At 66.3% G+C, this 19,203-nt stretch carries 18 protein-coding genes and 1 pseudogene; 3 read left to right on the top strand and 16 right to left on the bottom strand.

Annotation, left to right across the window (positions count from 1 at the left end; translation table 11 throughout):
• Positions 1 to 76: 76 nt before the first annotated feature.
• The 13 genes and pseudogenes from ACTIF6_RS26560 to gspG all read right to left on the bottom strand — a co-directional run.
• Positions 77 to 880 (bottom strand): annotated as a pseudogene (locus tag ACTIF6_RS26560) (SbmA/BacA-like family transporter); the annotation flags it as partial.
• 94 nt (positions 881 to 974) lie between these two features.
• The gene (locus ACTIF6_RS26555; RefSeq protein ID WP_439590716.1) at positions 975 to 1,874 is read right to left on the bottom strand and encodes a 5'-nucleotidase; all 900 of its coding nucleotides are present in this window, start codon (positions 1,872 to 1,874) and stop codon (positions 975 to 977) included.
• Positions 1,875 to 1,876: 2 nt separating this feature from the next.
• Positions 1,877 to 3,106, bottom strand: a complete 1,230-nt coding sequence (gene gspF, locus ACTIF6_RS26550) for a type II secretion system inner membrane protein GspF (protein WP_439590715.1) — start codon at positions 3,104 to 3,106, stop codon at positions 1,877 to 1,879.
• A 6-nt stretch (positions 3,107 to 3,112) separates the two neighbouring features.
• Positions 3,113 to 4,555 carry a type II secretion system ATPase GspE gene (gene gspE / locus ACTIF6_RS26545; protein WP_439590714.1) on the bottom strand — a complete coding sequence of 481 codons (1,443 nt, stop codon included), beginning with the start codon at positions 4,553 to 4,555 and terminating at the stop codon, positions 3,113 to 3,115.
• A 10-nt stretch (positions 4,556 to 4,565) separates the two neighbouring features.
• Complete coding sequence (gene gspD, locus ACTIF6_RS26540) at positions 4,566 to 6,767, bottom strand: type II secretion system secretin GspD (RefSeq protein ID WP_439590713.1); 2,202 nt, start codon at positions 6,765 to 6,767, stop codon at positions 4,566 to 4,568.
• A 59-nt stretch (positions 6,768 to 6,826) separates the two neighbouring features.
• Complete coding sequence (gspN, locus tag ACTIF6_RS26535) at positions 6,827 to 7,609, bottom strand: type II secretion system protein N (RefSeq protein WP_439590712.1); 783 nt, start codon at positions 7,607 to 7,609, stop codon at positions 6,827 to 6,829.
• Positions 7,610 to 7,670: 61 nt separating this feature from the next.
• A complete protein-coding gene (gene gspM / locus ACTIF6_RS26530) occupies positions 7,671 to 8,204 on the bottom strand; it encodes a type II secretion system protein GspM (protein ID WP_439590711.1) in 534 nt (177 codons plus the stop codon).
• Between the two features lie 3 nt (positions 8,205 to 8,207).
• Complete coding sequence (gene gspL / locus ACTIF6_RS26525) at positions 8,208 to 9,521, bottom strand: type II secretion system protein GspL (RefSeq protein ID WP_439590710.1); 1,314 nt, start codon at positions 9,519 to 9,521, stop codon at positions 8,208 to 8,210.
• A 113-nt stretch (positions 9,522 to 9,634) separates the two neighbouring features.
• On the bottom strand, positions 9,635 to 10,717 hold the full coding sequence (gspK, locus tag ACTIF6_RS26520; RefSeq protein WP_439590709.1) for a type II secretion system minor pseudopilin GspK: 1,083 nt from the start codon (positions 10,715 to 10,717) through the stop codon (positions 9,635 to 9,637).
• Complete coding sequence (locus ACTIF6_RS26515; RefSeq protein WP_439590708.1) at positions 10,714 to 11,424, bottom strand: prepilin-type N-terminal cleavage/methylation domain-containing protein; 711 nt, start codon at positions 11,422 to 11,424, stop codon at positions 10,714 to 10,716. The genes gspK and ACTIF6_RS26515 overlap by 4 nt, the downstream gene beginning before the upstream one ends.
• 2 nt (positions 11,425 to 11,426) lie before the next feature.
• On the bottom strand, positions 11,427 to 11,795 hold the full coding sequence (gene gspI / locus ACTIF6_RS26510; RefSeq protein ID WP_439590707.1) for a type II secretion system minor pseudopilin GspI: 369 nt from the start codon (positions 11,793 to 11,795) through the stop codon (positions 11,427 to 11,429).
• Positions 11,792 to 12,268: a prepilin-type N-terminal cleavage/methylation domain-containing protein gene (locus ACTIF6_RS26505; RefSeq protein WP_439590706.1), complete on the bottom strand. Its 477-nt coding sequence runs from the start codon at positions 12,266 to 12,268 to the stop codon at positions 11,792 to 11,794. The genes gspI and ACTIF6_RS26505 overlap by 4 nt, the downstream gene beginning before the upstream one ends.
• Positions 12,269 to 12,270: 2 nt before the next feature.
• On the bottom strand, positions 12,271 to 12,741 hold the full coding sequence (gene gspG, locus ACTIF6_RS26500) for a type II secretion system major pseudopilin GspG (protein ID WP_439590705.1): 471 nt from the start codon (positions 12,739 to 12,741) through the stop codon (positions 12,271 to 12,273).
• A gap of 138 nt (positions 12,742 to 12,879) precedes the next feature.
• Between gspG and ACTIF6_RS26495 the strand changes: the two genes are divergently transcribed.
• Positions 12,880 to 13,353: a type II secretion system protein N gene (locus tag ACTIF6_RS26495; RefSeq protein ID WP_439590704.1), complete on the top strand. Its 474-nt coding sequence runs from the start codon at positions 12,880 to 12,882 to the stop codon at positions 13,351 to 13,353.
• Between the two features lie 28 nt (positions 13,354 to 13,381).
• Here ACTIF6_RS26495 and ACTIF6_RS26490 read toward each other — a convergent pair whose 3' ends face one another.
• Together ACTIF6_RS26490 and ilvA are read right to left on the bottom strand one after the other, a co-directional pair.
• Positions 13,382 to 14,482, bottom strand: coding sequence for a nicotinate-nucleotide--dimethylbenzimidazole phosphoribosyltransferase (locus ACTIF6_RS26490; RefSeq protein WP_439590703.1), 1,101 nt, complete (start codon positions 14,480 to 14,482; stop codon positions 13,382 to 13,384).
• 23 nt (positions 14,483 to 14,505) lie between these two features.
• Positions 14,506 to 16,050, bottom strand: a complete 1,545-nt coding sequence (gene ilvA / locus ACTIF6_RS26485; protein WP_439590717.1) for a threonine ammonia-lyase, biosynthetic — start codon at positions 16,048 to 16,050, stop codon at positions 14,506 to 14,508.
• Positions 16,051 to 16,337: 287 nt separating this feature from the next.
• Here ilvA and ACTIF6_RS26480 point away from each other — a divergent pair, with 287 nt between their 5' ends.
• Positions 16,338 to 16,787, top strand: a complete 450-nt coding sequence (locus tag ACTIF6_RS26480) for an OsmC family protein (protein WP_439590702.1) — start codon at positions 16,338 to 16,340, stop codon at positions 16,785 to 16,787.
• 3 nt (positions 16,788 to 16,790) lie between these two features.
• Here the strand turns inward: ACTIF6_RS26480 and coq7 are convergent, their stop codons facing one another.
• On the bottom strand, positions 16,791 to 17,438 hold the full coding sequence (gene coq7, locus ACTIF6_RS26475; protein ID WP_439590701.1) for a 2-polyprenyl-3-methyl-6-methoxy-1,4-benzoquinone monooxygenase: 648 nt from the start codon (positions 17,436 to 17,438) through the stop codon (positions 16,791 to 16,793).
• 323 nt (positions 17,439 to 17,761) lie between these two features.
• Here coq7 and ACTIF6_RS26470 point away from each other — a divergent pair, with 323 nt between their 5' ends.
• Entirely contained in the window at positions 17,762 to 18,778 is a 1,017-nt protein-coding gene (locus ACTIF6_RS26470) for a porin (RefSeq protein WP_439590700.1), read from the top strand.
• The last annotated feature ends 425 nt before the right edge of the window (positions 18,779 to 19,203 follow it).

Here is a 19,203-nt window from a genome sequence, read left to right as displayed (position 1 = left end):
AGTAGCCAGAAAACCCATCAACCCAGTGGCTCAATATTCGACGTGATCACTGGCTCAGTTGTGCTGATGAATCAACAAGGTGGCGGCGTTCCACGCGCTCGCCCCCGTCCAGCGCAATGGATTCGCTGTACTCGCGCACGCGCACCAGGTGGTGGCGGAAGTTGGCTTCCAGCATCTGCTGCTGGAAGTTCAGGCGCACCTGTGGCCGACCGATCCAGTGCGCGATGGCGCTGCCCACCGCGCAATACAGCACCGCAGCCCAGACCATGTAGCCCATGATTTCCCATTGCCCACCGCCCAGGAAATCGGGTGCGGTAAAGCTCAGCGAGCCACTGAGCGTCCAGAGGATGCCGATGAAACTCACCAGTGTGATGAGCGCGTTGAACATGCCCATCGACAGCGACACGGTGTAGGAAGTGAACAGGTTCAGATCTTCCTGGATGCGCTGGTCCGGGTTGTCGGGCGTGCCATGCTCGTTGGCGGTGTAGCGTGCAAGCTCCATGCGGTAGAACGCCTTGTTCGCCAGCCAGCGACCCATGTAGTGGTCCGTCAGCCACACGCGCCAGCGCAGCTGCAGGATCTGCGTGAGATAGAACTTGTACACCGCGAGCACGATGTAGATCAGCGCCAGCCAGCCGAAGCGCCCGATCTGCTGCCAGAAGACCGGCTGGTCCTTGGCCTGCAGGGCGTCGTAGAACACGCGATACCACTCGTTGATCTGCACCAGCATGTACACCGTGCCCAGGTTGAGCAGCACCACAGCGAGCAGCAACCCGCGCGCGCGCCATTTTTCGTCGGACTTGAAGTACGGCATGGCGAAAGCGCCAATGCCCTTGAGCGTGGGCCACAGGGAGGGTGGGCGGGGTGCGGATGTCGTCATGGATGAGAGACCCTGGGTTGCCCGGGGCAGGAACGGTGCCCTTCGGGAATGGCGCATCGTAGCGGGTCCATCGCCCCGCTACCTGAGGTCAGGCTTAGGCTTCGTTGCTCACGCCACTGGCCACATGCCCGGCAGGCACGTGCAGCGCAGCCGACTCGATGTGGCCGGTCTGGTCGTCGAAGAAGAAGTCGGGCTCGAACTCGCGCAGGAACTCGCCCTTGGGCAGGCCGCCGAGGAACATGGCTTCATCCACCTCGATGTTCCAGTTCATCAGCGTGCGGATCGCGCGTTCGTGGGCGGGCGCACTGCGCGCGGTGACGAGAGCCGTGCGCACGCGCATCAGCGGCGTGCCCTCGCTCTGCAGTCGGTGCAGGGCTTCCAGCAGCGGCTTGAATGGGCCCCCGGCCAGCGGCAGGCTGGCGTTGGTGGCCTCGTGCGCCTGGAAGGCCGAGAGGCCCTGGGCCTGGTACACGCGCTCGGCTTCGTCGGAGAACAACACGGCGTCACCGTCGAAGGCAATGCGCACCTCGTGCGGGTGGGCATCGCCCGCGTGCACCGACTGCGGGTAGGCCTGCGCGGCCGGCACGCCGGCTTCGAGCGCGGCGCGCACGTCGGCCAGGTGGGTGGAGAGGAACAGGTTGGCGCGCAGGGGGCGCAGGTAGCGCCAGGGCGGCTGGCCCCGGGTGAAGCTGCCGCGCTGGATCGGCAGGCCATAGTGCTGCGCCGAGCGGAACACCCGCATGCCCGACACCGGGTCGTTGCGCGAGAGGATCACCACCTCCACGCGCTGCGCGTTCGCATCGTTGAAGGCGAGCAGCTTGTGCACCAGCGAGAACGCCACGCCCGGCAGGGCAGGCTGGTCCAGGCGGTCCAGCTGCAGCTTCATGTAGGCCCGGTCGTCACCGGTTTCGAAGACCCGGTTCTCTTCCTCGAAATCGAACAGCGCGCGCGAGGAGATGGCAACGACCAGCTTGCCTTCGAGCGTGACACCCATGTTCAGGTCACGAGCTGGTTGAGCTGGATGATGGGCATGAGCACCGCCAGCACGATCAGCATCACCACCAGGCCCATGCCCACGATGAGCAGGGGCTCCAGGATGGTGGCCATGTGCATGGCGCGGCGCTGCACCTCGGCACCCAGTTGAGCGGCGGCGCGGTCGAGCATGGCAGGCAGCTGGCCGGTCTGCTCACCCAGGCGCGCGAACATGGACACCAGCGGCGGAAAGCGCTTCTTGCTGCCCAGCGCCGAAGCCAGCGGCGCACCTTCGCGCACCAGCACCAGGGCGTCGAGCGCGTCCGCGCGCATGGCCTGGTTGCCCAGGGTCTCGGCGGCGGTCTGCAGCGCGCGCAGGATGGGCACGCCCGCCGCCGCCAACATGGACAGGGTGGCGGCGAAACGCGCTGCGTTGTAGCCGCGCGCCAACCGGCCCACGAGCGGCAGGCCCAGCCAGGCGGCATCCATGCGCAGGCGCAGGCTTTCGTTGCGCCGCGCCAGCACCACGCCGATGGCGCCCAGCACCAGTGCGGCCAGCATGAACCAGCCGTAGTTGCGCACGAAGGCGCTCAGGTCGAGCATGACCACGGTCAGGAAGGGCAGGGCGCGCTTGCTGCCGGCGAACACGTTGGCCACCTGGGGCACCACGTAGGACACGAGAAACACCACGATCACGACCGCCACCAGCGTGACGATGGCGGGGTAGAGGGAAGCGGCCACGATCTTGTTCTTCAGCGCCTCGCGCGCTTCCAGGTCGTCGGCGAGTCGATCGAGCACCGTGCCCAGCAGGCCACTCTGCTCGCCGGCGGCGATCACGCCGGTGTAGATGGGTGAGAATTCCCGCGGATGCTGCGAGAGCGCGCGGGCAAAGGGCGAACCGCTGTTGACCTCGGACCGCAACGAGGCCATGAGGTTGCGCTGTTTGTTGTCCTCTGCCTCTTCAGTCAAGGCGGTGAGCGCGCGTTCGAGCGGCAGGCCGGCACTCACCAGGCCGGCGAGCTGGCGCGTCCACACCGCCAGTGCGGTGGCACCGAATACCCGACCGCCCCAGAGCGTGACGTTGAGCCCGCCCGATTTCTCGCCGCTGGATGCCGCGGTGGCCGGTTCCACCAGCAACGGCACGAGCGCGCGGGCTCGCAGCATGCTGCGAGCGGCGCGCGCCGTGTCGGCGTCGATCAGGCCTTTCTGGGTGGCGCCCTGCGCGTCGAGGGCTTCGAAGGTGTAGGCGGGCATCGTGGCTCAGTCACGGGTCACAGACATCACCTCTTCAGGCGAGGTGATGCCGGCTTCGATCAGCCGCTGCCCGTCCGCGCGCATGGAGCGCAAGCCCGCGGCTTCGGCGGCCACGAAGACCTTGCTCTCGGCGGCCCGGTTGTGAATCAGCGAGCGGATCTTGTCGTCGGCCACCATCAATTCGTAGATGCCGGTGCGGCCCTTGTAGCCGCTCTGGTTGCAGTGTTCGCAACCCACCGGGTGCCAGTGGCCCTTGTCGTCCTGGCGACGGCAGTGCACGCACAGGCGGCGCACCAGGCGCTGCGCCAGCACGCCCAGCAGCGAGGAGCTCAGCAGGAAAGGCTCGACCCCCATGTCGGTCAGGCGCGTCACGGCGCTGGGGGCGTCATTGGTGTGCAGCGTGGCCAGCACCAGGTGGCCGGTGAGCGAAGCCTGAATGGCGATCTGCGCGGTCTCGAAATCGCGGATCTCGCCGATCATGATCACGTCGGGGTCCTGCCGCAGGATGGCGCGCAAGGCCTTGGCGAAGTCGAGGTCGATGCGGGCATTCACCTGCGTCTGGCCGACGCCGGGCAACTCGTACTCGATCGGGTCTTCGACCGTCATGATGTTCTGCGCGTTCGCGTCCAGCCGCTGCAGGGCCGCGTACAAGGTGGTGGTCTTGCCCGAACCGGTAGGGCCGGTGACCAGGATGATGCCGTGTGGCTGGCCGATGAGCTGCCGAAAACGATCCAGCACATCGCCCTGCATGCCCACCGCTTCCAGGCTCAGCTTGCTCTCGCTCTTGTCGAGCAGGCGCAGCACCGCGCGTTCGCCGTGCGCGCTGGGCAGGGTGGACACGCGCACATCGACCGCCCGCGTGCCGATGCGCAGCGAAATGCGGCCGTCCTGCGGCAGGCGCTTCTCGGAAATGTCGAGCTCGGCCATGATCTTCAGGCGCGAGATCAGCGCGGCGTGCAGCGCGCGGTTGGGTTGCACCACTTCGCGCAGCGTGCCGTCCACGCGAAAGCGCACGCTGGAATGGCGTTCGTAGGGCTCGATGTGGATGTCGCTGGCACCGTCGCGCGCGGCCTGAGTCAGCAAGGCGTTGAGCATGCGGATGATGGGCGCGTCGTCGGCCGTTTCGAGCAAATCCTCGATGGCCGGCAGCTCCTGCATCATGCGGCTGAGATCGGCCTCTCCCTGCACCTCGCTCACCACGGCGGCCGCGCTCGATTCGCCCTGTGCGTAGGCGGCGCTGATGCGCTGCTTGAGCGTCTCGCCTTCTTCCCAGTGGATTTCGCGCACTGCGTGGTTGCGCAGGATTTCGGTCAACGCCGAGAGACGGCGCGTGCGTGCGGCGGTGTCGGCAGCGGGCGTGCTGCTCCCCAGCAAGGTCTGGGTGGTGCCGTCATCTTCCAGCAGCCAGTGGTGTTCGCGGGCGAAGGCGTAGGGCAGCGGGTACTTCACGGCCGTGACCTCAGTTGGGCGTGGTGCCTTGCTGGGGCGGCGGTCTCACAGGTGGCGTCGTGTTCGGGTCGGCCAGTGAACGCACGGGCGGGGTGCTTCCGAGCGGCGGCACGGGCGTGCTGGGAGGCGCCTGCGGCGGCATCACCGGCGCTTCGTTCACGCCCAGGACGCCGCTGCGCACCGGTTGCGAATCGGTTTGCACCGAACGCATGAGCTCGTACCGATCCAGGGCGAGGTTGCTGGTTTCACGGGCATCGCGCATCACCACCGGCCGCAGGAACACCATCAGGTTGGTCTTGCGGCGCGAGCGCGTTTCGCTGCGGAACAGGTTGCCGAAGACAGGCACGTCGCCCAGGCCGGGTACCTTGTCCTGGTTGCCGGCGTATTCGTCCTGCAGCAGGCCACCCAGCACCACGATGGCGCCATCGTCAACCAGCACGGTGGACTCGATGGTGCGCTTGTTGGTGATGAGGCCGGTGGCCGAGTTGATGGAAGAGGCCTGCACGCTGCTGACCTCCTGGTAGATGGTCATCTTGATGGTGCCGTTCTCGCTGATCTGCGGCTTCACACGCAGAGTCAGGCCCACGTCCTTGCGCTCGATGGTCTGGAACGGGTTGACCGAGCCGTTGTTCGCACCGGTGTTGGTGAACTGGCCGGTGACGAAAGGCACGTTCTGGCCGATCACGATCTTCGCTTCCTCATTGTCCAGCGTGAGCAGGTTGGGGGTCGAGAGGATGTTGCCCTCGCCGTTCTGCTGCAGGAAGCGGGCAAGAAAGCCCAGCACGTAGACACCATTCGTTCGACGCGCGGCGCCGAAGTTCAGGCCCGGTGCGGGCGCGGTGTTGCCCTGGGCGAGGTTGAGGATGTTGCGGCCGCCCTCGCCAAAGTTGGTGCCCAGCAGGCCGATCACCCGGTCGCCCGAGTTGCCGATGGCGCCTTGCCACTGGATGCCGAACTCGGCGGCCCGGTCGGCATTCACCTCGGCGATCAGGCTTTCCACATAGACCTGGGCACGGCGCGAGTCGAGCTGGTCGATCACGGCACGCAACTGGCGGTATTGCGGCTCGGGCGCCGTGATGATGAGCGAGTTGGTGGCCGGGTCAGCCTGGATCTGGCCGCCCGTGGAGGGCTGCGCACTGGCCGACACTGGACTGGAGCTGGGGGAGGCGCCGACAACAGCAGCACCGGCGGGGGCTGCCGTGAGCCGGGCTGGGCTGCTGGTCATGCCGGCGCTGCTGCCCAACGAGCCACCAGCTTCGCCGGCCATGGCCGCGCGCAGCGTGGCCGCCAGCGCGGTCGCATCGGCGTTCTTGAGGTAGACCACATGGATGTTGCCGCTGACGTTTTCCGACGAGGGCTGGTCCAGCTTGGTCACAAGTGCGCGCACCAGGGCCGAGCGCGCCGGGTTGGCCGCGCGCAGCACCAGGCTGTTGCTGCGCGGTTCGGCCACGAGCGTGGTCCTGTAGGAGGCATCGGCCTGCGCTCCACCGCCGGTCACCGCCGGGTCGATCAGTCTTTGCACCAGGGCTGCGAGGTCCACCGCCACCGCGTGCTGAAGGGGAATCACCTCCACATCGGTCGCTCCCGCCACATCAAGCGCTGCAATGATGCGACCGATGCGTTGCAGGTTGTCCGCGTAGTCGGTGATGACCAGCGAGTTGTTGCCCGGGTTGACGTTGATGGTGTTGTTGGGCCCGATCAGCGGGCGCAGCACCGGCACGAGGTTGTTGGCCGACTCGTGGTTCAGGCGGAAGATCTGCGTGACCACGGTATTGGAGGCGGGCAGTGCCGATACCCGACCCGCGCTCACCACATTGCCCTGTAACTTGGCATCGGCCTCGGGCACGATCTTGTAGAGCCCGCCGGTGTCCACCAGAGAGAAGCCCTGCAGGCGCAGCACCGCCGCAAACTGGTTGAGTGCGGCGGTGGGCGTGACGGGACGTTCGGTCGCGAGGTTGATGGTGCCCTTGACGCGCGGGTCGACCACCACGTTGCGCCCGGTGATGGCGGCCATGGTGCGCGCGACCGATTCGATCTCGGCACCGACGAAGTTCAGCGTGACGGGCTCACGCGTCTGTGCGTGAGCCGACGGCAGGCCGCCATTGCCGGCGATGAGCAGCAGAGCCAGCGCCAGGACAGTCAGGCCGCCCTGCGCCAACGCAGCGGGCCGTTTCGGCCGGGCTGGGGCGACACGGGTGGGGTTCGGTTTCATGAGGCGATCGTATCTCGAGTTCGTGAGTAACAAAGCGTTCAGTTGTCAGCCGGTGTGTGTCAACCGATCGTCAGCAGGGATCGGGCGCCTTGCCGGCGGCCCACGATGTTGAGCAGGTTGGCCAGTGCGGCCTCGCTGTCGGGCGCGGCTTCGGCCACACCCTGGAAGCGCAGTCGACCCCCCACCCACTGACCCGAGCCCTGCAATTGCAGCGCGCCGCGCAGCGTGGCCAGATCGAGGGTGGTGGTGTTGCCTCCGGCATCGGCGCGCAGGCTCATGCGGTAGCTGCCCAGCGGGCGCAGCGTGGACAGGCGCGAAACCAGATCCACCGCCTCGACCGCCGCTTCACCCTGCAAGGTGGCTCGGCCCTTGTCGAACCGAAGCGTGAGACCGGGGGTCTGCAACACGAGCTGGCCTTCCATGCGCAAGGTGTTCCAGGGGGTGCCCAGGCCGGTGAGCAATTCGGCGGGCCAGTGGCTGCTGTTGCCGGCCATGCGCAGTTCCGCGCCACCCAGGCGGGGCACCAGCGTCATGGCCATGGGCTGCGGGGTGCAGCAAGGTGCCGTGAGTCGCAGCGAAACGGCAGGCGAAGCCGACGACAGGGTTGGCCGCAGTTGCCATTGCAGGCCCTGGGGCAGGGCGGTCTGGGTGCGACTGCCGTCGCCACCGGTGAACACCAGGTCGGCCTGTCCGTTCCAGACGGAACCACGCGCATTCACCAATTGCAACTGGCCACTGGTGGCCGAGCCCACGCGGTCGGCCAGCCAGCGCGCAGGCGCGAAAAAGATCAACGCCGTCAGCAGGCCCACGAGCCCGCCGATCCAGGCCAGGCGCGAAGTCACAGGCCTACCTCCGTGCTTCGCACTGCGGCGCGAGCACCCTTCGGGACGGCCAGGTGGGTGCTCATGACCCCTGCCCCAGGCTGGGGCCGGAGAGCACCACGGTGCCGCTCCAGCCAGGATTGCCGGGATCGCGAGTGAGCTGCGACTGCACCGGGATGAGGCGGGCATTGATGCGGACTTGCGAGAGCCACTGGGCCAGCATGTCGGGCTGGGTGTTGCGCAGGGTGACGGTGGCGCGGTCGCCGAGCACCGAGAGCTGCGCCGTGCCGCCCAGGCTGTTGGTGGCCACCTCCAGGGTGCGCAGCACCTCGTCGCGGCTGGGCGGAACGGCGGTGTTCTGGCCGCGCAGGGCTTCGGCGGCGGAGGCCATGCGTTGCATCTGACCGAGCTGGGCATCCAGGCGGGCATGGCGGGCGCTGGCCTGGAACAGGGTGTCCAGCGCCGGGGCCACGGCCAGCCACCAGACCAGACCCAGGCCGAGCACCCAGGCGGCAATGATCACCGCGCGCCGCTCGCGCGGAGCCAGCCGGGCCAGCGTGGTCGACACCGTGGCGCTCAGGCGTTTGAAGGCGTTGGGGTTGGGGGTCAGGGCCATGGCTCAGGGTTCCGGTGGTCGCAGGGCGATTTCCTGACCGTCGAAGCGCACGCGCCAGCCACTGCGTTCGAGCGACTGCTGCAGCGCACGCAACTGGTCCTCGCTGGCGCGCCAGCCCTTGAAGCGGCCCTCGCCCTGCGTGTACTCGATGCTGGCAGGTACCAGAGTCTCGCCGCCGGAGGCCTGGTCGATCGCGGCGAGCAAGGCTTCGAGGTCGCCCGGGGTGAGCGCGCCGCTGGCCTGCTGGAGTCTGGCCAGCTCACGCTGCATCTGCACCGGGGCGTCCAGCACCAGGGTGATCTGCGGAAAACTGCCTTGCAATGTCTGCTGCACGGCAGCCTGCTTGGCCGCGAGCTGGCTGCGCTCATGCCAGGCCGCCGCGTTAAGCCCGAGCAACTGGGCAGCCACCAACGCGGCCAGACCCCAGCGCGCCGGACGCCAGGCGGGCGCACTGCGCCACTGCCGCAGCGTGCGGCGCAGGCGCTGACTGCGCCGCGCACCCGCTGAAAGGCTCAGGTCGAACTGCGCCAGGTTCCAGTCGGACTGGGCGCAGCGCAGCAGCCAGGCGGGGCGAGCGACGAGTTCAAAGCGCTGCTGCAGCACGCGTTCGGCCAGTTCGGCCACACCGGGATCGGCGAGCCAGACGTCGAAATCACCGGGGTCACCGGGCAGGTCGGACCCCGGGGGCATGAGCGCCGTGACCACCGCGTTGGCGGTGGCACCGCCCGCCATGCCGGCAGCCGGTTCGCGCAGCGGCATGCAGCTCACGCCCAGCAGGCTGGCGCTGCCCAGCCAGGCCTGTTCACCCTCGTGGTGAGCCCAGTGGATGGTGGCAGGAACTTCGAGGGCGAAGCTGCGAGAGGCGCCGGACGAGGCGTTGACCGTCTCGTATTCGACCAGTGGCCAGAGCGCCGGCACGATGCGTGAGACCGGTCGCCCGGCCGATTCCAGCGCCTGCAGCCAGCCGCGCAGCCAGGCGCGCTGGCAGGCAGCCACCCAGACCGTCTGACCGGAACGGCCACCGGGTTCCAGGGCGAAGTGCAGATCGGCCGTGTCGGTCAGCACCCGGTCTTCAAGCAGGCCGTCCAGCGCTGCACGCAGGCGCGCCGCTGCCACTTTGGGCAAGGCCACGCGGTGCCACGACACGGCGCGCGGGGGCAGCACCAGCACGACGTCGTCGTCGCGCGGCAGCAAGGACGCCGAGCCCTGACCGTGGTCAGCGACCTGCTGGCCATTGGCCGAGGTGGCCCAGTCGAACAGGGCCGCCGGCCCCGCAGGCGGTGCGGCAGAGAAATCCGTTGGGGTGACGATCAGCACGAAGGGGTGGGCATCGGAGGGTGGACAGCCATTCTAGATAGGCCAGGTGTCAATGCGCAGCAAATCCGGGGAGATGGTGTCCGGGAGCACACGGACGGCGCCCCGCCGTGCCGCTAAGGGCGTGAGAAGCGCTCGCGCCAGTAGATGCGCACGTCGAGGTTGTTTCTCACGACCAGCGAGCGCTCTTCGATGATGGTGTTGTCCAGCCGCAGGCGGCCGCGCACCTCGAAATGTGCGCTGCGCACACCGTGGTATAGATCAGACAGTTGACCCGTCAGGGTGGGAAGGACGTTGCCCACGTCGGCCAGGCTCTTGAAAGGCCGACTCTCGCGGGCGTTCACCAACTGACGTGCCTGAGCGAGGTCCATGCCGGGCACGCTGGCAAAGATGGCCTGGGCGCTGGCGGTGTTCAGGTTGAGCGAAGTCCGGGTCGGCAGCACCGTGACATACGGTTCCAGGGCGACCAGACTGGAGCGGCTCACGCCCAGCCAGGCGAGTTGCGCGAACTTGCGCGGCAGCAGGGCGGTGCGCGACGGCATGGGATCGTTCAGGGCCAGGTGGGTGGTGGCCTGCAGTTCCCGGGCGGCGGCGTTGAGCTCGGCTTCGGGCAGGCCGAGTTGCTGGTAGAGCCTGCTGAAGGCGCGCAGGTCGATTTCCGAAATCTCGATCTTGGTCGCCGCACCGGTGCCGACCGTGCGTACCAGGTTCGTGAAGTTCATGCGCGACTGAAGGTCGATCACCTCGCCCGACAAGAAGGCCTGAAGCGCGTTGTCGTCGGCGTTGTTGTTCTTGTCGGCGGCGAGAAAGCTGGAAAGCCGGGCTTCCTCCAGTGGCATGGCCCAGGGCTCGCCGAAATGGTCGCCGCTGCCGCTGCTCTGGTTGCTGCGCGCGTCCTCGCGAAGGATCAGGCGGGCCCAGTCCAGCGCGCCGGTGAGAATCCAGCCCGCCTGCACCCGCTGCCGATCGGCCTGTTCCACCTCGCTCGCCCGCCACTGCTGCCACAACGCCGCCGATGCCAGCGTGGCCACCAGCGTGACCGTGAGCATCGCCAGCAGCAATGCTGCGCCGCGTTGTGTGGGACGCGCAGCGGTGGAGCGGGGGGTCAGGGAGGCCGCAGCGCCGGGCCGCCCCAAGCAAGGCCAGCCCCCTCGGGGGGCAGCGACCCGCGCAGCGGTGGAGCGTGGGGGCTTGTTCATCCGCCGACCCTGCCCGCTTCCAGTGTGGGTCTTACCCAATCCCGCACGATTCCGCCACTCAGGCCCTGCCCCGGGCTCAACACCAGTTCCAGTCGCACGCCGTTGGGCAGGTTGCCGATGCCCGGCAGTTCGGTGCTGGTGCCACCCTCGTTGCCGACGGACGAGAGCGGGTTGCCCCAGGTCTCTCCCCGGTGGTAGAAGATCTGCCACTGCTCAATGCCGATGAGGGCGATGGCGCTTTCGGTGCTGGTGCTGCCCGTCTGCGATGGCACCGATCCCCGGCCCCATTCACCGGCACGCTGCCACGCTCGCGCGAGCTCGTCGCGCCTGAGCAACGGCCCCGATTGCCAGCGCATCCACTGGCCGCCACTCGCGCTTCCCTGGCGTGCCCAGGCCACCACGCGGATGCCGCGGCTGTCCAGCCCGGTTTCGCCGCTGTCACGGCGCGTCATGCGCAGCACCTGGCCGTTGAAATCCAGCGCGGCCACCTCGCCAGTGTCGATGGCAGCGTCAAGATCGGCCACCCACTGGCCCAGCGACGCCTGCACGCGCAACAGCCCGTCAGCGCGTTCCTGGGTGATGGTCTGCGTGCGCGACATGCCGTCGAGTGAACGCCAGCTCAGCAGCGCGAGCATGGACATCACGACGATCGCCACCAGCAGCTCGATGAGCGTGAACCCGCGTGCATGACGGCGACTGGCTTGCATGTTCAGAAGCGACCCAGGATGGTTGACAGGCTCAGCAGGCGGACGGTGTCGGCCTCCACCACCCCCTCGACCACCGCATCCACCCGGCGGAAATTGGGGTTCGGTGTGGGCGCCACGGCGATTCGCACGCGCATCTCGCGACCCGCCTGGATGCAGGCGTACTCGCTGTCGCCGATGCCCGGCAACTGTCGCTGCAAGCGCAGCCGGGTGAGCTCGTTCTCGGCGCAAAGCTGGGCGAGCCACTGATCGCTCTGGCGTGCCGAGGCCCGGGTGAGCGCGCCGGTCGCCTGAAGGCCAGCGGTGAGCGTGATGGCGACCACCGCCAGGGCGACCAGAATTTCGATAAGGGTGAAGCCCCTGGTTCGTTTCATGGCACGGCGGTCAGAACGGTGAAAGGCGCCAGGCCATCGGTGGCCAGGGTCAGGCGGCGATCGCCTTGCATCAACTCGAGCCGCTGCGCCGCGATCAATGGTTCAGGGCCCAGCACCAGCACCTGCGAGCCTGGCGGTTGCAGCACGACGGCCTGCGTGTCCGGACTCAGCCAGGCGCGCGCACCGGCCAGTGAGCCCGGTAGTGCCCGCCCGTCGCGCGCCGTGGGCAGGCCCACGAATTCAAAGCCTTGTGGCAGCAGGCGCCAGACCACGGGCAACCCACTGGTGCGCGACTGCGCCCGCGCCGATTCCAGCATGGCCGAAAGCCGCAGCCCCTCGCGCTCCAGCCGCGTGCCGCCGTCGTCGCGAATCGCAAACGTCACCGCGACTGTGGCCAATGCCACGAGCGATACCACCACCATGAGCTCCAGCAAGGTGAAGCCCCTCGCAGCGGTGGAGCGTGGTGGATTCATGCCTACTGCCAACTGCCGATGTCGGCGTCCTTGGCTTCTCCGCCGGCTTGACCGTCTGCACCCAGTGACAAGACATCCACTTCGCCATGAAGGCCCGGATTCAAGTACTGGTACGGACGGCCCCAAGGGTCCGATGGGAGTTTGTCGAGGTAGCGCCGCCAGTTGGCGGCTGCGGGACCTGCGGTGGGCTTGTTCACCAGGGCATTGAGCCCTTGTTCGCCCGTTGGGTAGCGCTGGTTGTCCAGTCGGTACAGCTTGAGCGCCTGCATGATGTTGTTGACGTCCGTCCTGGCGGCGGTCACGCGTGCATCGTCGGCGCGGTCCAGCACATTGGGCACGATCAACGCGGCCAGCACGCCGATGATGACCAGCACCACCATGAGCTCGATCAGGGTGAAGCCGCGTTGGAGGGTGCGCCAGGGTCTGGCTACCGTGGCTGCGAGGGGCGAAGAAAAGGGGGTGAGGTGATTCAAAGGGGTCTCCCGCCAACGTGGGCCGACAGGTGGCCGAGGGACCGGCTCCGTCGGTGGCAGATGGGCTGTGGAATGCTGGCGGTCGATCATAATGCGCGCATGAACAAGGCACCGTCATTCGGTCACTCGGGGTTTCTCATGGAAAGCCCTGCCGCCCTCCAGCAAAGCGCCTCGCGTCGAGTGCCGGCGCTGGTGGCAGCGCTGTTGTGGCTTGCGGCGGGCCTGAGCGCCGGTTACTGGGTGTTGCAATTCCTGGGCCGTTCGGCGGTGACGCCAGTGGCCACCGTGGCCCTGGCCCCTGCACCACCGGACCCGTTGGCCGTGGCCCGCACCTTGGGCGCGGTGCCAGTGGCTGCGGTCGGCGCAGCACCGGCGGCTGGTGCACCGGCGCGGTATGTGTTGCTGGGTGTGGTGGCCACGGGAACCGATGGCGGCGCTGCGCTCATTGCCGTGGACAGCCAGCCACCGCGTCCCTACCGCGTGGGTGCTGCGCTCGATGGCGGGCTCGTGCTGCAGGCGGTGACGCGCCGCACCGTGCGCCTGGGCCCTTCGCTGGATGCGCCGACCTCGATGGAGCTGTCGGTTCCCGAACCGCCCGCCACCCCGTCCTGACTGCTCTCGGCCCGACGACGACGGGGCTTCAGCGTTCCAGCAGACACTGTGCTGCCCGCAGGAGCGGCCAGGCCATCATTGCTCCAGTGCCTTGGTTCACGCGCAAGCTCATGTCCAGCAGCGGCTGGGCCTGCAGGTGGATGAGCATGAGTCGGTGGCCGGTGTCGGCGGTGCGGTGCGCATACACCAGGTAGTCCGCCACCTCCGGGCAAAGTCCTCGCGCCACCAGAGCGGCGGCCCCGGACACGTACCCGTCGACCAGCACCACGCGCCGCTCGCTGGCTGCCTGCAGCATGGCGCCGGTCATCATCGCAATCTCGAAACCACCGAGCGCGGCCAGCGCATCGAGCGGCCCCAAGGCCTTGCGATGGCGCGAGGCTGCCGTGGAAAGCTTTTCGATGCGCGCAAGGTGGGCGCTGTCGTCCAGCCCCGGCATCTGGAAATCATCGCGTACGCAGGCATCGGCCAGCGGCACTCCGCACAGACGCGAGAGCAACAGGGACGCGCTGACCATGTTGGCCACGCCCACGTCGCCGATCGCAACCACGTTGCCAGGCAAGTGACGCACCACATCCATGCCCGCATGCAGCGCCGCCACCACTTGCGCTTGCGACATCGCCGGGCCCAGCAGCAGATTGCGCGTGCCGTAGCCGATCTTGCGCAACAGCAGCGGTGCCCTGGTGCGCGCGGCGTCGGGCAGGTTGATGTGCGTGGCCACGCCCGCATCCACCACCGAGAGGTCGAAGCCGTTCATGGTCGCCAGCGCATTGACGGGCGCCAGCCCCATGAGCAATTGCAGCACGTGCTCGACCGTCATGCTCTGTTCCAGTGCAGACATGCCTTCGTCGGAGATGCCATGGTCACCCGCGAACACGATCAGTTGCGGCGAGTCGAAGCTGAGCAGATCGAACGGCTGCGGACCACTGTTCTGGATCCGTGCAAGCTGGAGCACCAGATCTTCCATGCGGCCCAGCGCGTGCTCGGGCAGACCTTCTGGTGCAAGACGCAGCTTGACGGAATGGTCCAGCAGCGTATCCGCGGAAGAGAACACCTTCGGCAGCTTGAGATCGGCGGGCAACTCCGGTGCGCGCCGTTGGTTCATTGGGGTGAATACGGGATCCAGGGCCATGGTGCAATCGTGGGTTCTTCGGTTCAGCTCTTCAGGAAAAGGCGGTACACCGGATTCGCGGTTTCTTCCACGTACGGATAGCCCAGCGTCTCGAGGAATTTGTCAAAGGCCTTGTGGTCCTTTGTGGGCACCTGCAAGCCCACCAGGATGCGGCCGTAGTCGGCACCCTGGTTGCGGTAGTGGAAAAGGCTGATGTTCCAGCCCGGGCGCATCAGGCTGAGGAACTTCAGCAGGGCGCCGGGACGCTCGGGAAAGATGAAGCGCAGCAGTCGTTCATCTTGTGCAAGCGGTGAATGGCCGCCCACCATGTGGCGGATGTGTTCCTTGGCCAGTTCGTCGTGGGTGAGGTCCAGCGTCTCGAAACCATGCTTGATGAGGTTGGTGGCGATTCGCGTGGATTCGCCTCTGCCGTGCGTGGTCAGGCCGACGAACACATGGGCCTCGCTGCCGTCGTGAATGCGGTAGTTGAACTCGGTCACGTTGCGCGCGCCACCCGGCAGTTCTCCAATGACTTCGCAGAAGCGCCGGAAGCTGCCGCGTTCCTCTGGAATCGTCACGGCGAACAAGGCCTCGCGTTCCTCGCCCACCTCTGCGCGCTCGGCCACGAAACGCAGGCGATCGAAGTTCATGTTGGCGCCACACAGGATGGCGGCGTAGGTCTCGCCACGCGTCTTGTGGGTGGCCACGTACTGCTTGATCGCGGCCACCGCCAGCGCACCCGAAGGCTCGACGATGCTTCGGGTGTCCACGAACACGTCCTTGATGGCTGCGCAAACGGCATCCGTGTCCACGGTGATGAACTCATCCACCAGCGCGCTGGCGATGCGGAAGGTCTCTTCGCCCACCAGCTTGACGGCGGTGCCGTCGGCGAACAGCCCGACGTCTGCGAGCGTGACACGGGTGCCATCCTTCACCGAACGCAACATGGCGTCCGAGTCGTTCATCTGCACGCCGATGACCTTGATCTCCGGCCGCACAGCCTTGATGTAGTTGGCCACGCCGGAGATCAAGCCGCCACCGCCGATGGCCACAAACACTGCGTCCAGATGGTCCGAGCCCAGGCTCTGCAACTGGCGCAGGATCTCCATCGCGATGGTGCCCTGGCCGGCGATCACGTCCGGGTCATCGAACGGATGCACGAAGGTCAGTCCCTGCTTCACCTGCAGTTGCACGGCGTGGGTGTAGGCATCGGAATAGCTGTCGCCGTGCAGCACCACTTCACCACCGAAGCCACGCACCGCATCGACCTTCACCTGCGGCGTGGTCGTGGGCATCACGATCACTGCCCGGGTGCCGAGCTTGCGCGCCCCCAGTGCCACACCTTGCGCGTGGTTGCCTGCCGAAGCGCAGATCACGCCCTTCTTCAACTGCTCAGCACTCAGGTGTGCCATCTTGTTGTAGGCCCCGCGCAGCTTGAAGCTGAACACGGGCTGCTGGTCCTCGCGCTTGAGCAGCACCTTGTTGTGCAACCTGCGGCTCAGGTCGCTGGCGGGCTCCAGCGCAGATTCCACCGCCACGTCGTAAACGCGTGCAGTCAGGATTTTCTTGAGGTAGTCGGCCGGCCCCATGGTGGTGAGCGGCGAAAGGCTGGGAGCTTTGGAAGCCTTTTGGGAGCGAGCTGGCAGGGTGTTCATCGAAGTCGATCATAGCCAGCGGCTCGAACGGCGCAAAAAAAGCCCGGACTGGCAGAACCGGTCCGGGCTTGAATCCACCCGTGGAGGGTAGAGGAGACAACCTTCAATACAATGCCGCCAGTATATCGATCCCTTGCTGCATTGCAACATCCACTGTTGCTTTTCTATCTTTTTTAGAGCGCTGGGCCCAATACCGTTCAATTCCTCACGACTGGACCGACATGGAATGCACCGTCACCTGGACCGGCGCCGCTGGCACCCGATCCCACATGGGCTTTGTGGCTGAAACCGGAAGCGGGCACGTGATCGCCATGGATGGCGCCCCCGATACCGACAAGCCGGCCAACGGCGGGGCCAACCTCGCGGCGCGCCCGATGGAAACGGTGCTGGCTGGCACCGGTGGCTGCACCGCTTACGACGTGGTGCTCATCCTCAAGCGCGGGCGTCACGACGTGCGCGGCTGCAGCGTCAAGCTGGTGACCGAGCGCGCGCCGGTCGACCCCAAGGTGTTCACCAAAATCCACATGCACTTCACGGTCAGTGGCAAGGGCATTCCGGCGAGCGCGGTGGAACGGGCCATTGCCATGAGCCACGAAAAGTACTGCTCTGCCAGCATCATGCTGGGCAAGACCGCCGAGATCACCACCAGCTTCGACCTGCTGGAAGCCTGAATCTCAAATCCGATGCGCCACGGTGGTCATTACCCTGGCGGCCGCACGCATGAGACCTTTCACCGGGGCGGGCAGTTCGACGCCCCCAGCGTGCTGGGCATCGCGCGCGTGGCGCGCTTCATCGTCCTTCATCTGGGCCACGATGGCCCGTGAAGCCTGGTCGCCTGCCGGCAACCGGTCCATGTGGCTGGCGAGGTGGGCCTCCACCTGGCGTTCGGTTTCGACCACGAAGCCCAGGCTCACGCCCGGGCCCATGCGGCCCGCCAGCAGCCCGAGCCCGAAAGCGCCTGCATACCAGAGGGGATTGAGGAGGGAGGGCTTTGCACCCAGTTCATCCAGACGGACCTGGGTCCACGCAAGGTGATCGGTTTCCTCTCGGCCCGCCATTTCCAGTTGCCGGGCCAGCGCCTCGCGGGGCGGCCGACCATCACGGGGCCAGCGAGCGGCGAGAGCCTGCGCCGTGTACAGCGCTTGCGCGCACACCTCGCCGACATGGTTCACGCGCATCAGGGCGCCTGAGAGCTTGCGTTCCTCTTCGGTCAGGGTGGGCGCGGGCGTCTGCTCGGGCAGGGTGGGGCATTCGCGCGAGGCGCGGGGCGTGACGAACAAAGTTCTCAATGCCGAGTCGGCGGCATTCAGCAAGGCATCCATGTGCGGTCCTGTGCGCGGGTCAAAAGGGCACTGTAGCGCATGCGATTTTGGGGTTCTTCAAGGCTGAACGTGCGACGGCAATTCACTGGAATTTGCCTCCGGGCTCGAAAATGCGTCAACACGGTGCATTTAGTACCTTGTTCGTATTTGTACTGCACCAAAACGGGAAATCGTTGTTAGCGGACGACGAATTGTTCCTTTGTGCTTCGAAACTTTTGCAAGCACGGAGCCCTTCTGGTGCAATGACCGCAGCTTCCTCAATGGAGGTTGGCTCGACGGCTCAAGACCTTCGGCCTCTTTACTCAACCTTGGAGAAACCCTCAATGAAAAAGACCCTGATTGCACTGGCAGCCGTGGCCGCCTCCGGCGCCGCTTTTGCCCAGTCCTCCGTCACGCTGTTCGGTATCGTTGACCTGAACGTCCGCAACGTCCGTCAAGGCGGCGACAACCTCACCACCCTGAGCCAGGACGGCATCGCATCCAGCCGCCTCGGTTTCCGTGGCGTGGAAGACCTCGGTGGTGGCATGAGCGCTGGCTTCTGGCTCGAAGGCGCGATCAACCCCGACACCGGTGGTACCGCTTTGAACTTCCAGCGCCGCAGCACCGTGAGCCTGATGGGTGGTTTCGGTGAAGTTCGTCTGGGCCGTGACTACACCCCGACCTTCTGGAACCACACTGTGTACGATCCGTTCGGCACCAATGGCGTGGGCAGCTCGATCAACACCTTCACCGCCCTGGGTAGCGGCGCTTCGACGTTGGTTCGCGCAGACAACACCATCGCTTACTTCACCCCCAACCTGGGTGGTTTCGGTGCGCAAGTCCAGTACGCTTTCAAGGAAACCACGGCCGCCAACGCAGCCAATGAGTACGCTGGCGTCCGTCTGACGTACGCTGCGGGTCCTCTGAGCGCCGCTCTGGCCACCGCTTCGGAAGGTTCCACCGTCGCGACCGATTCGTTCAAGCGCACCAACTTCGGTGTTGCCTATGACTTCGGTTTCATCAAGCCGATGGCTCAGTACACCCAAGGCAAGTTCGGCGCCGCCAAGGTCAACCACTACCTGATCGGCTTGGTCGCTCCGCTGGGCGCTGGCAACATCAAGGCTTCCTACGTTCGCTCTGACTACAACGCTGCAGCCGGCGACCAGGACGCCAACCAGATCGCCGTGGGTTACGACTACAACCTGTCCAAGCGCACCGCTCTGTACGGCACGTTCGCTCGCGTTTCCAACAAGAATGGCGGCACCAAGAGCGTGGTCGGTGCTACGCACCCCGTCGCAGCTCCTGTGACCGCTGGTGGTACCTCCACCGGTTTCGAAGTCGGCGTTCGCCACGCCTTCTAAGCACGACGCTGGCTGACGCCAGCTTCGAGCCAGAAATCAAAGCCCACCGCGAAAGCGGTGGGCTTTTTTTCATGGGTGCTCAATTGAAAAGGTGGTGGTGACTGGTATGGATTTTGCTCAATGGGTGCATCAAATCGCATGTTGTTGCACTGCAACGATTTGACGGCTTTTCATCAATTTGTAGGGGATAACCCTGTGATTGACCAAGCGCAGTGCCTAAGATCGAGTTCGTTCACAGATACCCATACCCGTTAAACCACTCCAAGGAAATCACATGAAAAAATCGCTAGTTGCTTTGGCCGTTCTGGGCGCTTTTGCAGGCGCTGCCAGCGCTCAGTCTTCCGTCACTGCGTATTCCGGAGATCGTGAACACTGATTCCGGTCGATCGTGAACGGTGCCGCAGCGTGCGAGATTGCGCATGCAA

Origin of the sequence: Hydrogenophaga sp. (assembly GCF_051860785.1) — a bacterium.
Lineage (GTDB): Bacteria > Pseudomonadota > Gammaproteobacteria > Burkholderiales > Burkholderiaceae_C > Hydrogenophaga.
Note: the sequence above shows the minus strand (reverse complement) of the source record. Positions and strands in the feature narration are given on the sequence as shown.